This window comes from Sphingomonas sp. SORGH_AS_0789 (genome assembly GCF_031453055.1).
In the GTDB taxonomy this organism is placed as follows: domain Bacteria; phylum Pseudomonadota; class Alphaproteobacteria; order Sphingomonadales; family Sphingomonadaceae; genus Sphingomonas.
The window spans coordinates 2416052-2431891 of record NZ_JAVIYV010000001.1 but is presented as its reverse complement, the minus strand read 5'-3'; the positions used below and the strand labels follow the sequence as shown (position 1 = coordinate 2431891).

Sequence of the window (15840 nt, the reverse complement as noted above, 5' to 3'; positions counted from 1 at the left end):
ACCGCTTCCCCTCCTTCCCGCTTCGGGAAGGAGGGACCGACGCCCAAGCCGCCCCGGTCCATACCGCCCGGGGCGGTGTCGCGTCGGGCATCCGGGCGGCTATCCCTCGGGAAATCCACCACTTGCCTCGCATTCGCCTCTCCGCCAGTCTGGCGCGATGATCCTTCCGCTTCTGCTCGCCGCCGCCGCGTCCGCCGCGGCCACCCCCTCGCCCGCCCGATTGAAGGCCGATGTCGAAACGCTGGTCGGCTTCGGCACGCGCCACACCCTGTCGACCACCACCGACCCCAAGCGCGGGATCGGTGCCGCGCGCGACTGGGCCGCGCGACAGTTCGAGGCGATCGGGCAAGGCTGTGACGGCTGCATCACCGTCGAACGGATCAACCGCCGCTTCACCGGCCCGCGCGCGCCGAACGGCGTGATGGTCGAGGATGTGCTGGGCATCCAGCGCGGGCGCGACCCGAACCGCGTGGTCATCGTCGGCGCACATATCGACAGCCGCGTCACCGACGTCATGGACGCGACCTCCGACGCGCCGGGGGCCAATGACGACGCCTCGGGCGTGGCGCTGGTGCTGGAGGCGGCGCGCATCCTGTCGAAGCAGCATTATGACGCGACCATCGTCTATGCGGTCTTTTCAGGCGAGGAACAGGGGCTGTGGGGTGCCACCCTGCTCGCCGATACCGCCAAACAGCGGAACTGGCGCGTCTCGGCGATGCTGAACAACGACATCGTCGGCAACACCATCGGCCAGGGCGGCGTGCGCGAGGCGCGCTGGGTCCGCGTCTTCTCCGAGGGGATTCGCGCGTCCGAAGACCTGCCCCAGCAGATCCAGCGGCGCGGCAATGGCGGCGAGGATGACGGCCCCAGCCGCGCGCTCGCCAAGGCGATCGACGGCGTGGCGGACAAGCTGGGCGGACTCGATGTGTTCCTCGACCGGCGGCCCGACCGGTTCGGGCGCGGCGGCGACCATGAGCCGTTCCTGAAGCTCGGCTATCCCGCCGTCCGCTTCTCGGTCGCCAACGAGGATTGGGACGCGCAGCACCAGGATCTGCGCAAGGAAGGCAATGTCGCGTTCGGCGACACCATCGACAAGATGGACTTTCCCTATCTGGCCAAGGTGACGGCGATCAACATCGCCACGCTGGCCCGGCTGGCCGCCGCGCCGCCCGCGCCCGACAAGGTGACGATCAGCGGGGCGCTGTCGCGCGATACGCAGGTGGAATGGGCCCCGGTGCCGGGCGCGGTCCGCTATCGCGTCCACTGGCGGCGCAACGACACGGGCCAGTGGAGCCAGTCGCGCGACGTGACCGAGACGAAGGCCGTGCTGACCCAGACCCCGGTCGACGATCACTTCGTCGGCGTGTCGGCGGTGGCGGCGGACGGATCGGAAAGCCTGGTCACCTTCGGCGGGCGCTGACGCCGCCGCATCCCGGTCCATCAGTTGGGATGCCGCCCCGTGGGAGTAGACGGAGCGGCATCCCGATCATCGACCCGGCGTCTCTCGGGTCGATAATCCCCCCCTGGGGGAAGGCTTCAGCGACGGACCAGCTTGCTCCGTATCCGCGCCCGGCGCGGTGCCTGGCGCACGAACTCGGTCGTGGTGGTCGTCGTTGTCGTGGTAACAGGCGCCCCCTGTACCACAATCGTTGTCACTGTGGGAGCGGGATAATAATAGCCGCTATCATAATAAGCTGGCTGGCCTTCGGCGAGCGTGCCGACGGTCGTCGTGGTGGTCACGGTGGTCCCGTCCCGCGTCACGATGCGCCGTCCCATGGCCGGCGGCGGCGGGGGCGGCGGGGGCGGATAGTCGCCCGGATAGCCATAATCCGGCGCGCCGTAATCGTCATGGCCCGGCGGCATCCGCCGCCGCCGATCCTCCGCCCGGTCGATGGCATAGCCCGCCACCGCGCCGACGCCCGCGCCGATCAGCGTCCCGCCCAGCCGGTCGCCGCGCCCCGCCACCAGATTGCCCGCGACACCCCCGGCGACCGCGCCGATCGCCGCGCCGCCCAGCCCGTCGTCGCGCCGGACCGGCGGGGGCGGCGGATAGCCACCGGCATGGCCCGCCCGCCCCGCTCCGTCCCAATCCACGTCATAGACGCTGTCATAGACCGCCCCGCGCGGATCGATCAAGACCGCGTCGTCATAATAGCGCGTCCAGCGATAACCGACCGGCGGCTGCGGCAGGCGATAGACCGCCCAATCGGACACGCCGAAACGCGGGCTGTTCCAATAGCCCGGCACGACCATCCCGCGCACCGGGCGACGATAGGCGGGCCAGCCGCCCGGCGCATTGGCCCCGCCCCACCAGCGTCCGCCGACCTTGCTGCCCCAGCGATCCGGGCGGCCCGACGGCACGCCGACCGTGCTGGTCGAGACGATCGGGGCCGCCACCGGCCCGGACGCGGCGTCGAGGCCAGGACGCGGATAGCTGGCCCCGGCCCGGCCGGGCCCCTGCGCCGCGACCGGCGCGCCGAGCGCCAGGGCCAGCGTAAGGGCGATCAGAGGCGAGGTGGTGCGCATGGCGTAAAATTCCCCTGTATCAATGCGAAGGACGTCCCCTAAACGCCTTTGCCGAAACACGCTTTGATACCAGCGCGCCACCATCGCCGATAGCGCCGCCCCGCGTCCCGAATCGGATCAGCCGGGTCAGTCGGCCGCCGCCGCCAGTCGCGGCGCGAGCAGCGTCACCAGCGCCTCGCACCCCGCCTGATCCTCGGCATCGAAACGGCTGGGCTCGGGGCTGTCGAGATCGAGGACACCGATCACTCGGCCGTCATGCAGGACCGGGACGACCAGTTCCGACCGGCTGGCCGCGTCGCAGGCGATATGGCCCGGAAAGGCATGGACATCGTCCACCCGCTGTGTCTCGCGGGTCGCGACCGCGGCACCGCACACGCCCTTGCCCACCGGGATGCGGATGCACGCCGCCTTGCCCTGAAACGGGCCGAGCACCAGCTCGCCACCCACCATGCGGTAGAAACCGGCCCAGTTGAGATCGGGCAGATATTGCCAGATCAGCGCCGAGGCATTGGCCATGTTGGCGACCGCATCCGCCTCTCCGGCGGTCAGCGCGTCGAGCGCGGCATGGAGGTCGCGGTAAAGCTCCGCCTTGGATCCGGCGGCGATATCGAATTGGTACATATCCCGAATGTAGGCGGGCGCGGGACGCACGTCATCCCCCGCCGACCAGCTTGCGCCGGGCATTTTATTGTCCTACAAATCGCGCGACAAGATAAGGAGAGGCCGTGCCCACCGTGCCATCAGACGTGACGCCCGCCTATATCGCGATCGACTGGGGCACCACCAACCGCCGCCTCTATATCCTGGCCGATGACGGCACGATGCTGGACACGGTGCGCGACGATCGCGGCGTGTTGTCGATGCAGCCGGATGCCTATCCCGATGAGATCGCCGCGATCCGTACGCGGTTCGGCAAGCTGCCGATCGTCGCGGCGGGGATGGTCGGGTCGACGCGCGGCTGGCGCGAGGCGGCCTATGTCCCCGCCCCGGCGGATCTGGCGATGCTGGCCGGTGCGGCGACCCGCATCGCCGATCAGGACGTCACCATCGTCCCCGGCATCTCGCTGCTGACCGCGACCCGCGCCGATGTGATGCGGGGCGAGGAGGTGCAGGTGCTGGGCGCGATCGCCGCCGGGCTCGCCCCCGCCGACGCGCTGTTCGCGCAGCCGGGGACGCACAACAAATGGGTGCACACCACAGGCGGCCGGATCACCGACTTCGCCACCACCATGACCGGCGAGCTGTTCGCGCTGGTCAAGGGGCATGGCATATTGGCAGGGATGCTCGATGGGCCCGTGGCGGACGGCCCCGCCTTTCGCGACGGCCTGGCGCGCGGCTTCGGCGCATGCGACCTGACGGCGGCGCTGTTCGGGGTGCGCGCCTCGGTCCTGCTCGGCCGGATCGCGGCCGAGGACGCGGCTGCCTATGCCAGCGGACTGCTGATCGGCTGCGACATCGGCGCGGTGCCGGACATGGCGGGGCGCACCGTCCACCTGTTGTCCAGCGGCCTGCTCGCCGACCTCTACACCATCGGGATCGCGGCGCGGGGCGGCACCGTCGTCGCGCTCGACAGCCATGCCGGTTTCCTCGCCGGACTTCACGCCATTCGGGAGCATTTGTCATGACCGACCCCGCCGCACGGTTCGCCGCCGCCTTTGCCGCCTGCCCGCTCGTCGCGATCCTGCGCGGCCTGACCCCCGACGAGGCGATCCCCGTCGCCGACGCGCTGGTGGAGGCGGGCTTCACGCTGATCGAGGTGCCGCTGAATTCGCCCCAGCCCTATGACAGCATCGCCGCCATCGCGGCGCATGTCGGAGACAAGGCGATCGTGGGCGCGGGCACCGTGCTGACCACCGAGCAGGTCGACCGGGTGAAGGCGGCGGGCGGCACGCTGATCGTCTCGCCCAACACCGACACCCAGGTCATCGCGCACAGCGTGGCGGAAGGGCTGATCTCGCTGCCCGGCTATTTCACCCCGTCCGAGGCCTTTGCCGCCCTGAAGGCCGGTGCGCACGGGCTGAAGCTGTTTCCCGCCGAGGGCGCTTCGCCCACCTTCCTGAAGGCACAGCGCGCCGTCCTGCCGCGCGAGGTCGCGGTGCTGGCGGTCGGCGGGATCACGCCCGACAACATGGCCGAATGGCGCGCGCATGGCGCGGACGGCTTCGGCCTGGGCTCCAACCTCTATCGCGCGGGCAAGCCGGCGGCGGATGTCGCCGTGTCGGCGCGCGCTTATGTCGAAAAGGCACGCTGATACCGATGACCGACACGATCCGCCTCGCGCTGGTCGGCATGGGCAAGATCGCCCATGACCAGCATGTCCCCGCCATTGCGGGCAATCCGGCCTTCGAACTGGTCGCCACCGTCAGCCGCTCGCCCAACGGGGTCGATGGCGTGCCGCATTTCCATGACATCGCGGAACTCGCGCAAAGCGACGTGACGGTCGATGCGGTGGCGCTGTGCACCCCGCCGCAGGTCCGCCACGCCATCGCCGCCGCCGCGCTGGAGAATAACTGGCACGTCTTCCTCGAAAAGCCGCCGGGCGCGACGCTGGCCGAGGTGGCGGTGCTGGAGGAGCTGGCGGCCAAGGCGGGCGTGACGCTGTTCGCCAGCTGGCATTCCCGCTACGCGCTGGGGGTCGAGCCCGCGCGCGAATGGCTGTCCGCCCGCAAGGTCACGTCGGCGGCGATCACCTGGCGCGAGGATGTGCGGCAATGGCATCCGGGCCAGGCCTGGATCTGGGAAGCGGGCGGCTTCGGCGTGTTCGATCCGGGTATCAACGCGCTGTCGATCGCGACGCACATCATGCCCCAGCCCTTCTTCATCGAACGCGCGACGCTGGACTTCCCCGCCAATCGCGACGCGCCGATCGCCGCCGACGTGGCGTTTCGCACGACCGACGGCACGCCGGTCACGCTCGACCTGGACTGGCGGCAGGAGGGGCATCAAAGCTGGGACATCGTCGTCGAGACGACCGACGGCACGCTCAGGCTCGCCGAGGGCGGCGCGGTGCTGACCCTGCCCGACGGTTCGACCCCGCATCGCGAAGAGGGGCTGCACGGCGAATATCCGGGGCTCTATGCCCGCTTCGCCGAACTGGTGAAGGGCGGCCGCTCGGACGTCGACATCGCCCCGCTGCGCCACGTCGCCGACGCCTTCATGCGCGGCAAGCGGCGCGAGGTTGAGGATTTCGTGGAGTAAACCGAACCTCGGTTCAGCCTGAGCCGAGGGGACGGGATAAAGGAAAGGCCGGTCGTCCGCAGGGACGACCGGCCTTTTCCGTTCGAGGATCGGCGGAGTGCCGGGGCACTCCGCCGGGGGCGTGGATCAGAAGTTGATCGTCGTCCCGATCGCGATGTTGCGGCCCAGCGTGTCGTAACGCTGCGGGATGGTGTTGGTCCGCGCCAGGCTGATATTGTACGAATCCGGCACGATCGGCGCGGACTTGTCGAACAGGTTGTTCGCGATCAGGCGCAGCGAGAACTGCTTGGCGATCGCGAAGTTGAGCGCCAGGTCGAAATAATTCTGCGGCGCGACGCGGTAATAGTTGGTCAGCACACGATCCGGCGTGCCGCCGATCGCCGAGTCACCCGAATTGTTGGCGTTGGTCAGCGAACCGACATAGCGCCAGTTGAGCGATGCGCTGAACTTCTTGTCGACCGTGGTGTAGGTCGTGCGCAGGCCATGGCTCCACTTCGGGATCAGCTGGCCGCAACCATTGCCGTAATAGCCCGCACAGTTGCGCTCGGGCTGGAGCGGCGAGTCCTGGCCACCGGCGGCGGTGGTCAGCGAGCCGTTGAAGCCGAAGTCCAGGCGGCCGATCGATTCCAGCGTCAGCGCATATTGCGCCTGGAAGTCCCAGCCCTGCGCGATCGAGGTGTAATAGTTGGTCGTGCCCTGGCGGATATAGCCGCCGTTGAACAGCTGACCGGTGGTCGCGTTGCGGACGATGCCCTGGCAGAAGAACTGATCGCCGCCCGAACGCAGACAGCCATCGGTGTAATAGCTGTAGTCGTTATAGCCGAGCGAGTTGTCGATCTTGATGCGATAGCGATCGACCGAGAAGACCAGCCCCTTGATGAAGCGCGGCTTCACGACCAGGCCATAGGTCTGGGTATAGGCGGTTTCCGGATCGGCGGTGAAGCCGCCCGAACGCACCGCGCAGGCGCTGCTGCCGTTGGGCGTGGTGCCGTTGCTGCACAACAGGTCGCGGCTGCCGTACAGCGCGTCCGACAGGCCGGTGGCGCGGCAGACCTCACGCGATGCGATCGGCGCGCCATAGGTGACGCCATTGGCGCCGGTGGTCACGGTCGGGGCGCAGAAGTCGGTGAAGGTGCCCGATCCGCCGCCCACGAACTCGACATTGCTCGCTTGGCGGATCTCGACCACGGTCGGCGCGCGCTGCGCCTTGTTGAACGAGGCGCGGAAGGTCAGGTCGCTGACCGGGGCATAGACGCCCTCGATCTTCCAGGTGTTGAACGCCTTGGGATTGCTGCTGTACTTCGAGACGCGGTAGCCGCCATTGACCTGCACCAGCTCGGCAAAGGGCTTGTGCTCGATCAGCGGGGCCTGGACCTCGATATTGGCCTCGACCACATCCTGGCTGAGGTTCGTGTCGGTGCCGCCCAGCGCGGCGCGATAGGCGCTGTCGGCGCGCGACGTCAGCGTGTCCTTGCGATATTCGGTGCCCAGCGCGATCGCCAGACCCTGTTCGGCGAAGGGCGAGGTGATGCCGTACTTGCCGAGGTCGCCGGTGACATTGGCCTGGACGTCGTACAGCGTGCCCGTGGTTTCCGACGTGCCGGTGCCGAACAGATAGTTGATCAGCGCCGGGTTGTTGTTGCCCGCGCTGAAGATGTCGAAGGGCACGCAGCCCGCCGCCCCGCTGGCGCAGACCGGGTTGGCCGCCGTGCCGCCGACATTCACCGCATTCTGCAGCGTGCCGGGAACGCGGAAGCTGGGCGTATAGTCCTGATGGTTGCGGGCATAGACGCCGCCGACATCATAGGTCCAGGCATCGCCCACCTTGCCGCGGACGCCGCCGGTCAGGCGGACGCCGGTGTTGATGAAGGTGTCGGGCCGGTCGTTATTCTCGCCCAGGCGATAGGCGAGCGTGACGGGCACGCTGGTCACGCCGGTGGCGCATCCGATCGCGGTCGCCTGCGTCCCCGACAGATAGGGGTTGTTGCAGTTGACGTTGACGGTGCCGCTCGCGATCGTCGGATAGTTGGTGTACGACTTGTCGCGGAACCAGATGCCCGAGGCATAGAGCTCGGCTTCCGGCGCCAGGTCCAGCGTGGCGAAGCCGCCCGCATTCACGCGCTCCGAGGGGCGCTGATAGGCATAGCCGCTGAAATAGTTGGACGCATTGCCCTGCCCCGCGCCGAACGGCACGAAGGTGCGCGTTCCGTCCGGATTGTTGACATATTGCGCGCCCGCATTCGGGCCCGACTGGGGCGTGATGAGGCCGCTGGTCGAGCTGCTGGGCGTCAGGCCGCACGACAGCGGGCCGTTGAGCTGCAACTGGGTGAGATAGCAGCCCGCGTTCGAGCGCGAGGTCAGCGCGATCTCGTTGGTCTGGCGATAGTTGACGAAGCCGCTGACGTGCAGCTTGTCGTCGAACAGCTTGGTGCCCGCCGTCAGCGTCAGGTCGGCGCGGCCGCCGTCATTGGTCAGGCCCCGTGCGCTGCCGAAACCGGCGGCGCGCGCCAGCGGCGACACGATCGTGTCCTTGTTGTAATGGTTGAAGAAATTATAGTTGGCGTCGAGCTGAACGCCCTCGAAATCCTTGCGCAGGACGAAGTTGACGACGCCCGCGACCGCGTCCGAGCCATAGACCGACGAGGCGCCGCCGGTCAGCACGTCGACGCGCTGCAACAGCGAGGTCGGGATGATGCCGACGTCCTGGCCGTTCTGGGTGCCCAGCCGCTTGCCGTCGATCAGGACCAGCGTGCGCTCGAAGCCCAGGGTGCGCAGCTTGATGCGCTGGCGACCGTCGGAGTCGTTATAGGTCTGCTGGCTGTCGGGCGCGACCTGCGGCAGACGGTTGAGCACGTCCTCGACATTGACCGCGGCCTGGGCCTGGATGTCCTGGCGCGTGACCGAGGTGATCGGCGCGGCGGAGGCGAGGTTGGGACGGGTGATGCGCGTGCCGGTCACGACGACGTCGCCGCCGCCCGGGCTGGCCTGCGGGGTGCCGGTGATCGCGGCCGAGCGGGTGGCGGCGGCATTCGCGCTCAGATCGCCCGGATTCTGGTCGGCGCCGGTCTGCGGCGCGTCCGCCTGGGCACCGGAGGTTCCGGTCTGCTGCGCGATGGCGGGCGCGGCGAGCATCATCGACGCGGCCGAGAGGGCCAACCATGATGCGGACTGCTGGATTCTCATACGTCTCCCCTAAGGCCCAAGGCTGATTTTGTCGGGCGCGGGAGAAAGACAAACATTTTGAGGAATTTGGTCAATACCTAAACCATACCTTTATACCCCCAAGGATGGCATTGGCCTGGAACTGTAACCGGAAAGACACAATTATTAACGATTTGAAACCTTTGCATGACGGCGGCGCCATATTCCCCGGCGGCTCCGGACGGCCGCACGCCGCCGACTCGCCGAGCGGGTGATCGCGACGGTCACGCCGGGGCGGGCAATTGGTGTTATATCGGTTTGCAGGCTTGCGGCTCCGCGCGGGGCCGCGCACAATCGGGCGACGAAACGCCCGGCGATCGCGGGCGGGGGGAGCACGCGTGATGAAAGAAGGTCGACGGGGTTTTCTGGGTGGGATCGCCACGCTGGCGGGGATCGGTACGGGACTGGCCGCCGCGCCCGCCCGCGCCTTTGCGCAGGCCGCCGGGCCGCGCGCGACGATCGTGTCGACCTGGGATTTCGGCGCACCGGCCAATGACGCGGCCTTTGCCGCCGGGCGGGCGGGCGGATCGCTGATCGACATGGTCGAGGCGGGGGTGAAAGTGCCCGAGGCCGATCCGAACAACCATTCGGTTGGCTATGGCGGCTATCCGGACCGTGACGGCCATGTCACGCTCGATGCGGTCATCATGGACGATGCGGGCGGCGTCGGCGCGGTCGCCGCGCTGGAGGATACGGTCCACGCCATCTCGGTCGCGCGCGCGGTGATGGAGCATACGCCGCACACCTTCCTGGTCGGCGAGGGCGCGACGCGCTTCGCGCGCGACCGGGGCTTCCCGCGCACCAACCTGCTGACGCCCGAGGCGGAGAAGGCGTGGCACGAATGGCTGAAGACGCAAAACTACAAGCCCGTCGCCAATAGCGAGACCGGCACTTACGGCGCGGGCCGCCCCGGCACGCCGGGCGGCGCGCTGGACCATGACACGATCGGGATGCTGGCGCGCGATGCGAGCGGACGGATGGCGGGCGCCTGCACGACCTCTGGCATGGCGTTCAAGATGCGCGGGCGCGTGGGCGATTCGCCGCAGGTCGGCTCGGGCCTCTATGTCGAGCGCGGGATCGGCGGCGCGACCTCCACGGGTCTGGGCGAGGAAGTCACCCGCACCGTCGGCACCGCGCGCGTCGTCGCCTCGATGCGCCATGGGCTGAGCCCGCAGGCGGCCTGCGAGGAAGCCGCCCGGCATATCGCCGCCCTGCGCGGCGATGCGATCAAGGGGGTGCAGGTCGGCTTCCTGGCGATGGACACGGCGGGACGGATCGGCGCCTTCTGCCTGTTGCCGGGCTTTACCTATGCGGTGACGGACGCCGCCGGAAAGACGCGGGTGGAAAAGGCCCCGTCGCTGTTCAAGGCATAACCCACCTCCCCTGTCAGGGGAGGTGGCGCGCGCAGCGCGACGGAGGGGTGTCCCACTATCGAGACGGCGACACCCCTCCCCTTACGGGGGAGCAATTCAGCCTTGCTCGCCCCCATCGGCGATCAGCGCGTTCAGGTCGCGCAGCGCCTTGACCAGCCCCAGCCCGCGCGGGCCCGCGATATAGCGCGGCGCCCATTCCGGCTGGAACTTCTCCTTATAGGCGCGAAGGCCGCGAAAGCCGTAGAAACGCTCGCCATGCCGGAACACCAGCGAGGCCAGCTTGGCCCAGGTCGGGGCCATCCGCCGCCCGCCGACCCCGGATAGCGGCGCCAGGCCCAGCGCGAAGCGGCCATAGCCCTGCGCCTGGCCCCACAGCATCAGCTCGACGAACAGATAGTCCATCACCCCGCCCGGTGCGTCCTCGACATGGCGCATCAGGTCGACCGACAGCTCACGGCGATCCCCCGCCTTCCACAGATTGGCGAAGGCGACGATCCGCCCCTCCACCCGCACCAGCGCGCAATCGGTCATCGCCAGATAGGCGGGGTCGAAGCGGCCCAGGCTGAACCCCTTCTCGCCATGCCCCTTGGCCATCAGCCAGTCGTCGGACACCGCGCGCAGTTCGGGCAGGATCGCCGGCACCTCGGCGGCGGGCAGGATCGTGAAGCTGGCATTCTCGCGCGTGCGGAAGCGGTTCAGCGTCTGGCGAAGCCCGCGCATCCGCCCGCCCTCCAGGGCAAAGCCGCCCAGGTCGATCAGCGCCTCCTCGCCATATTTGATGATCTGGAGGCCCATCTCGATCGCGATCTCCAGCGCGTCGGGGGTGATCTGATAGAGCATCAGCCGGCCTTGCGCGGCGTCGGCCATCGTCCGCAGCTGCCACAGCAGGTCGGCCCAGGCGGCGCGCGGCCCGACCGGATCGCCCATCGCGATCCAGCTGGTCCCACGCACCTGATACATCACGAAGGCGTCGTCCTCGGGCGAGAACAGGAAGCGCTTGTCGCCGAGCAGCGCGAGGGCGGCGTCGGTCCGCTCGGCCTGCCCGACGACCGCCAGCACCCGGTCCATCGCGGGGTGGTCGGTCTCCCCCGGCGGCGCGGCGAGGAACAGCCGCCACAACCCCGCCCCCGCCAGCATCACCGCAACGCCCAGCGCCGCGCGCAGGAAACGCGAGGCATCGTCGGACAGCGCGAACCGCCACCACAGCGATTCCTGATAATCGACATGCTTATAGGCGAAGAAGCCGATCCACCCCGTCCCGACGATCACCACCGCGACGCTGAACAGCCAGGCGGGTGACAGCGGCCGCGCGACCAGCGAGGTGCGCCGGTAAAAGGCGCGGCGGCTCATCTGCAGCAGCAGCGCGATGGAGAGGCAGACCGCCGCCTCCTCGTAATCGATCCCCTTGGCCAGCGAGAAGACCGCGCCCGCGACCAGCAGCGCACGCGCCGCCAGGCTCGCCCCGTCCAGCCGCCGGTACAGCCCCGGCGCCAGCAGCAGCAGCCCGGTGCCGACCAGGCTGGCGGCGAAATGCGACGCCTCGATAAAGGGCAGCGGCAGGATATGGACGAGGTGATGGACGCGCTGCGGAATGGCGGGCAATGATCCCGACAGCAGCAGGATCGCCCCGCCGCCGAAACAGGCCGCGCTGAGCAACGTCGGGGCCACGCCCAGCAGGACGCGGCGAATGTCGCGCAACGCCTTGATCGGCCGCCGCCGCGCCTCGTCCCAGGCGAGCAGCGCAATGCCCAGGCCCAGCGGCAACAGATAATAGAGGACGCGATAGGCGATCAGCGCGGCGAACAGCTCGGTCCGGTCGACCGGCACCGTCGCCAGCACCACCGCCTCGAACACACCGATCCCGCCAGGCACATGGCTGACCAATGCGACGATGATCGCCAGCGCATAGGCGAGCACGAAGGCGGGCAGCAGCTCGGGCGACGCGCCCGGCAACAGGACGAACAGCGCCGCGCTGGCGCAAAGCAGGTCGAGCGAGGCGATGCCGATCTGCGCCAGCGCCTGCCCCGTCGTGGGCAGCGGCACGCTCCAGGCGCGCCAGCCGACCCGCTTGCCCGGCCGCAATGCGCAGAGCAGGATCAGCGCCAGCGCCCCCGCCACCACCGCCGCGCCGACCCAGCGGACCGCGCTCTGCCCCAGCACCAGCGCGTCGAGCGTGACCGGCCCTTCATGGAATACCAGTCCCAGCCCGGTGACGCTGAACACCCCGAACCAGAAGGTCGCGCTGGCGATCGCGATGACGCGCGCGATGTCGGGACCGTCCAGCCCGGCGGCGGCATAGACGCGGTAGCGCGCCGACCCGCCGGTCAGCAGCGCCAGCCCCAGATTGTGGCTGAGCGTATAGCTGGTGAAGGACGCCATCGCCGCCGTCCGCCAGCGCAGCGGCCGCCCGATCACGCGCAGCGCGATCACGTCGTAAAAGGTCAAGGCGATATAGCTGGCGACGGTCAGCGCCGCCGACAGCATGATCTGGTGCGGGTCGATCGCGTAGAAAGCCGCGCGGACATCGGCCAGCCGGATCTGGCGGGTCAGATGATGCAGCGCCGACAGCCCCAGCGCGACGAGCAGCACCACCGCCGCAACCGCGAGATAGCCGCGCCGTGCCTTGGCATAGCCAAGCGCCCGGTCGAGCCATCCCATGTCCCCCGCCCCTTCCGTCATGCGCCGCCCCCCGGCGAACGTGACGTGACGAGACGGGATAGATCGCCGCCCGCCGCCTTATGGCCCGTCATGGCCGCAAACCTTTCATCCTCTACGCACACCCACCCATCGCCCGCCCACACCCCTGCACGACGCAGCGACCCGCCATGGCCATAGGACCGTCCCTGCCCCTGTCACCTTTCGGCCACCTGACAAGTGTGTCATGTGGATACAAGCGATTTGATGACAGAAGCGTCACGTCTCGCCCACCCTCCCCTCAGGTCGCGATCGATAGAAGGACAGGTGTGAAACGCCTCGCCCGCCCTGCCTCCGCCCATGCCGCCCTGCTTGCGGCCCTGGATCGGCGCGTCCCGGCCGGACGGGCGTCGTGAAGGGGTTGCGGATCGTCGGCTGGGGCGCGGCGGCCGTCGCGCTGCTGGGCGCTGGCGCGATGGCGCTGCTCGTCGGGCACTTGCCGCTTCGCGCGGGCATGCGGACGGGCACGACGCTTTATGGCGCGACCTTCGTCCCGATGGGCGACGACCGACCGGGCCTGGTCGTCACCAGCCTGCGCAGCGACCTGGACGGCGACCCCGGCACGATCGACAATCTGCCGCTGCACGTCGGCGATACGGTGGTGGCGGTCGACGGTCGCCCCGCCACCTCCTTCTCGCTGCTGCGCGACGAGGCGCTTCGCAATCCCGAATCCCCGCTCCGGCTGCGTATCATGCGCGACCATGGCCTCCACACGATCACGCTGCTAAGGACCGGATCGGGAGGACTGCGTGGCCAACAGGATTTTGTTGATCGAAGATGATCGCTCGACGGCGGATTACATCGCCAACGGGTTGCGTGAAGAGGGATACCTGGTCGACCATGCGGCCAATGGCCGCGACGGCCTGTTCCATGCGACCGACGGCACCTATGACTGCGTCGTGCTGGACCGGATGCTGCCCGGCATGGACGGTATGGCGGTGCTGGCCGCGATCCGCGCCGCCGGGATCGAGTCGCCGGTCCTGATCCTGTCCGCCATGTCCTCGCCCGAGGACCGGGTCGCCGGGCTGACCTCGGGCTCGGACGATTATCTGACCAAGCCCTTCGTCTTCGCCGAACTGCTGGCGCGCATCCGGCTGCTGATCCGGCGCGGCGGCACCACCGGCAACGCGCCGCAGACCAAGCTGGTGTGCGACGACCTGGAGATGGACCTGCTCGCCCACCGCGTCCGGCGCGCGGGCAAGCCGATCGAGCTTCAGCCGCGCGAATATCGGCTGCTCGAATATCTGCTCCAGCATGTCGACCAGGTCGTGACCCGCACCATGTTGCTGGAGGGGGTGTGGGATTTCCATTTCGATCCCAACACCAACGTCACCGACGTGCACATCAGCCGGTTGCGCAAGAAGATCGACGAGGGCTTTGCCCGGCCGCTACTGCATACGGTGCGCGGGTCTGGCTATAAGCTGGGGGTCGAGAAATAGCCTCGGGCGTCTTCCGTTCGACCACGCTGCGCTTCGCGCTGCTGGTCTTTGCGCTCCAGCTGGTCGGCGCGGGCGCGATGGTGGCGACCGTGCGCCACCTGACCCGCGGCGAGATCGCCGACCAGGCCGAGGACGCCGCCAGCGACCTGAGCGACGAACTGGCGGGCATGTGGCGCAGCGGCGGACAGGCGGCGGTGCGCGCGGCGGTCGCGCGGCGGCTGACCACCGACCGGGTTCCCCTGTCGGTCATCCTGCTGACCGATGCGCGCGGCCGCTTCGTCACCGGCAATATCGCCGAATGGCCGCCCAACGTCCCCACCCCCGGCGCCGCGACGATCGAGATCTTCCGCATCGGCCATTCGCAGCCCGAACGGATGCGCGTGCTCGCCACCCGCCTGCCCGATGGATCGCGGATGCTGGCGGGGCATGTCGTCGAAAGCGAGCTGCGCGTCGCCCGCGCGATGGAGGAGGCGATGGCGGTCGGCATGGCGGCGGCGATCGTGCTGGCCGCGCTCGCCGCCTGGATCGCGGCGCGGATGATCGAGCGGCGGCTGGAGGATACGGTGGCGACCGCGCATGCGGTGGCGGCGGGCGAGCTGTCGCGGCGGGTCGTCACCAAGGGCGGCGACGACGCCTTCGACGCGCTGGCGGGGGCGGTCAATGCGATGCTCGACCGGATCGCGCTGCTGATGACCGAACTCAAGATCGCGACCGACGGACTGGCGCACGACCTGCGCTCGCCGCTGACCCGGTTGCGTGCCACGCTGGAACGCGCGCTGGCCGAGACCCAGGACGAAAGCGCCAGGGTGTCGGTCGGGCGCGCGCTGGAGGAAGGCGACCGGCTGCTCGCGATGCTCGACACCGCGCTGCGCATCAGCCGGGCCGAGGCGGGGCTGGGCCGCGACGCCTTTGTCGAGGCCGATCTCGCCGCCATGGCGCGCGACGTCGCCGATATGTTCGAGCCGCTGGCCGAGGATCGCGGCATGACGATCCAGGCCGAGGCGCCCGACCGGCTGGTGGCGCTGGTCCACCGCGAGCTGCTGGGCCAGGCGCTGGCCAATCTGGTCGACAATGCGCTGAAATACGGGTCAGGCGCGGTGACGGTGCGGGTCGAGTCCGGCCCGGTCCTGATCGTCGCCGATGACGGCCCCGGCATCCCGCCCGAGCGGCGTGACGAGGCGCTGAAGCGCTTCGGTCGGCTGGACGCGGCGCGCAGCGAGAGCGGCGCGGGGCTGGGCCTGTCACTCGCCAGCGCGGTGGCGCATCTGCATGGCGGGACGCTGGCGCTGGAGGATCATGCGCCGGGGTTGCGGGTCCGGATGACGCTCGCGCCCGACGCCCGTTCCGCCTGAACGACCACCTCCGTTCAGCCTGAGCGAAGTCGAAGGCCACGCTCGACGGCAAACGGC

12 protein-coding genes are annotated in these 15840 nt (G+C 69.2%); 8 read left to right on the top strand and 4 right to left on the bottom strand.

The window, feature by feature from the left end:
- Positions 1–157: 157 nt before the first annotated feature.
- Complete coding sequence (locus QE360_RS11190; RefSeq protein ID WP_309701583.1) at positions 158–1420, top strand: M20/M25/M40 family metallo-hydrolase; 1263 nt, start codon at positions 158–160, stop codon at positions 1418–1420.
- Between the two features lie 116 nt (positions 1421–1536).
- On the opposite strand, the gene QE360_RS11185 is transcribed toward QE360_RS11190, so the two are convergent.
- A complete protein-coding gene (locus QE360_RS11185) occupies positions 1537–2526 on the bottom strand; it encodes an RcnB family protein (RefSeq protein ID WP_309701579.1) in 990 nt (329 codons plus the stop codon).
- A gap of 126 nt (positions 2527–2652) precedes the next feature.
- Positions 2653–3147, bottom strand: coding sequence for a GAF domain-containing protein (locus QE360_RS11180; protein WP_309696658.1), 495 nt, complete (start codon positions 3145–3147; stop codon positions 2653–2655).
- A 104-nt stretch (positions 3148–3251) separates the two neighbouring features.
- Between QE360_RS11180 and QE360_RS11175 the strand changes: the two genes are divergently transcribed.
- From QE360_RS11175 to QE360_RS11165, 3 genes are read left to right on the top strand one after another with little or no spacing between them, the layout of a single operon-like run.
- Positions 3252–4151, top strand: a complete 900-nt coding sequence (locus QE360_RS11175; protein ID WP_309701577.1) for a 2-dehydro-3-deoxygalactonokinase — start codon at positions 3252–3254, stop codon at positions 4149–4151.
- On the top strand, positions 4148–4777 hold the full coding sequence (locus tag QE360_RS11170) for a 2-dehydro-3-deoxy-6-phosphogalactonate aldolase (protein ID WP_309696662.1): 630 nt from the start codon (positions 4148–4150) through the stop codon (positions 4775–4777). The genes QE360_RS11175 and QE360_RS11170 overlap by 4 nt, the downstream gene beginning before the upstream one ends.
- Positions 4778–4782: 5 nt before the next feature.
- Positions 4783–5724 carry a Gfo/Idh/MocA family protein gene (locus QE360_RS11165; protein ID WP_307100062.1) on the top strand — a complete coding sequence of 314 codons (942 nt, stop codon included), beginning with the start codon at positions 4783–4785 and terminating at the stop codon, positions 5722–5724.
- Between the two features lie 126 nt (positions 5725–5850).
- Here the strand turns inward: QE360_RS11165 and QE360_RS11160 are convergent, their stop codons facing one another.
- A complete protein-coding gene (locus QE360_RS11160) occupies positions 5851–8907 on the bottom strand; it encodes a TonB-dependent receptor domain-containing protein (protein WP_309701573.1) in 3057 nt (1018 codons plus the stop codon).
- A 359-nt stretch (positions 8908–9266) separates the two neighbouring features.
- Between QE360_RS11160 and QE360_RS11155 the strand changes: the two genes are divergently transcribed.
- Entirely contained in the window at positions 9267–10298 is a 1032-nt protein-coding gene (locus QE360_RS11155; RefSeq protein ID WP_309701571.1) for a N(4)-(beta-N-acetylglucosaminyl)-L-asparaginase, read from the top strand.
- A 96-nt stretch (positions 10299–10394) separates the two neighbouring features.
- Here the strand turns inward: QE360_RS11155 and mprF are convergent, their stop codons facing one another.
- Positions 10395–12956, bottom strand: a complete 2562-nt coding sequence (gene mprF, locus QE360_RS11150) for a bifunctional lysylphosphatidylglycerol flippase/synthetase MprF (protein ID WP_309701569.1) — start codon at positions 12954–12956, stop codon at positions 10395–10397.
- Positions 12957–13344: 388 nt separating this feature from the next.
- Between mprF and QE360_RS11145 the strand changes: the two genes are divergently transcribed.
- From QE360_RS11145 to QE360_RS11135, 3 genes are all read left to right on the top strand, one after another.
- Positions 13345–13773: a hypothetical protein gene (locus tag QE360_RS11145; protein WP_309701566.1), complete on the top strand. Its 429-nt coding sequence runs from the start codon at positions 13345–13347 to the stop codon at positions 13771–13773.
- Entirely contained in the window at positions 13742–14431 is a 690-nt protein-coding gene (locus QE360_RS11140) for a response regulator transcription factor (protein ID WP_309701559.1), read from the top strand. The genes QE360_RS11145 and QE360_RS11140 overlap by 32 nt, the downstream gene beginning before the upstream one ends.
- 89 nt (positions 14432–14520) lie before the next feature.
- Positions 14521–15783: a HAMP domain-containing sensor histidine kinase gene (locus tag QE360_RS11135; protein ID WP_309701558.1), complete on the top strand. Its 1263-nt coding sequence runs from the start codon at positions 14521–14523 to the stop codon at positions 15781–15783.
- Positions 15784–15840: the final 57 nt, after the last annotated feature.

Excerpts from the sequence above, each read along its gene's own strand:
- QE360_RS11180 (WP_309696658.1), bottom strand. The coding sequence starts at position 3,147 with ATGTACCAATTCGATATCGCCGCCGGATCCAAGGCGGAGCTTTACCGC.
- QE360_RS11165 (WP_307100062.1), top strand. The coding sequence starts at position 4,783 with ATGACCGACACGATCCGCCTCGCGCTGGTCGGCATGGGCAAGATCGCC.
- QE360_RS11170 (WP_309696662.1), top strand. The coding sequence starts at position 4,148 with ATGACCGACCCCGCCGCACGGTTCGCCGCCGCCTTTGCCGCCTGCCCG.
- QE360_RS11190 (WP_309701583.1), top strand. The coding sequence starts at position 158 with ATGATCCTTCCGCTTCTGCTCGCCGCCGCCGCGTCCGCCGCGGCCACC.
- QE360_RS11155 (WP_309701571.1), top strand. The coding sequence starts at position 9,267 with ATGAAAGAAGGTCGACGGGGTTTTCTGGGTGGGATCGCCACGCTGGCG.
- QE360_RS11160 (WP_309701573.1), bottom strand. The coding sequence starts at position 8,907 with ATGAGAATCCAGCAGTCCGCATCATGGTTGGCCCTCTCGGCCGCGTCG.
- QE360_RS11185 (WP_309701579.1), bottom strand. The coding sequence starts at position 2,526 with ATGCGCACCACCTCGCCTCTGATCGCCCTTACGCTGGCCCTGGCGCTC.
- mprF (WP_309701569.1), bottom strand. The coding sequence starts at position 12,956 with ATGGGATGGCTCGACCGGGCGCTTGGCTATGCCAAGGCACGGCGCGGC.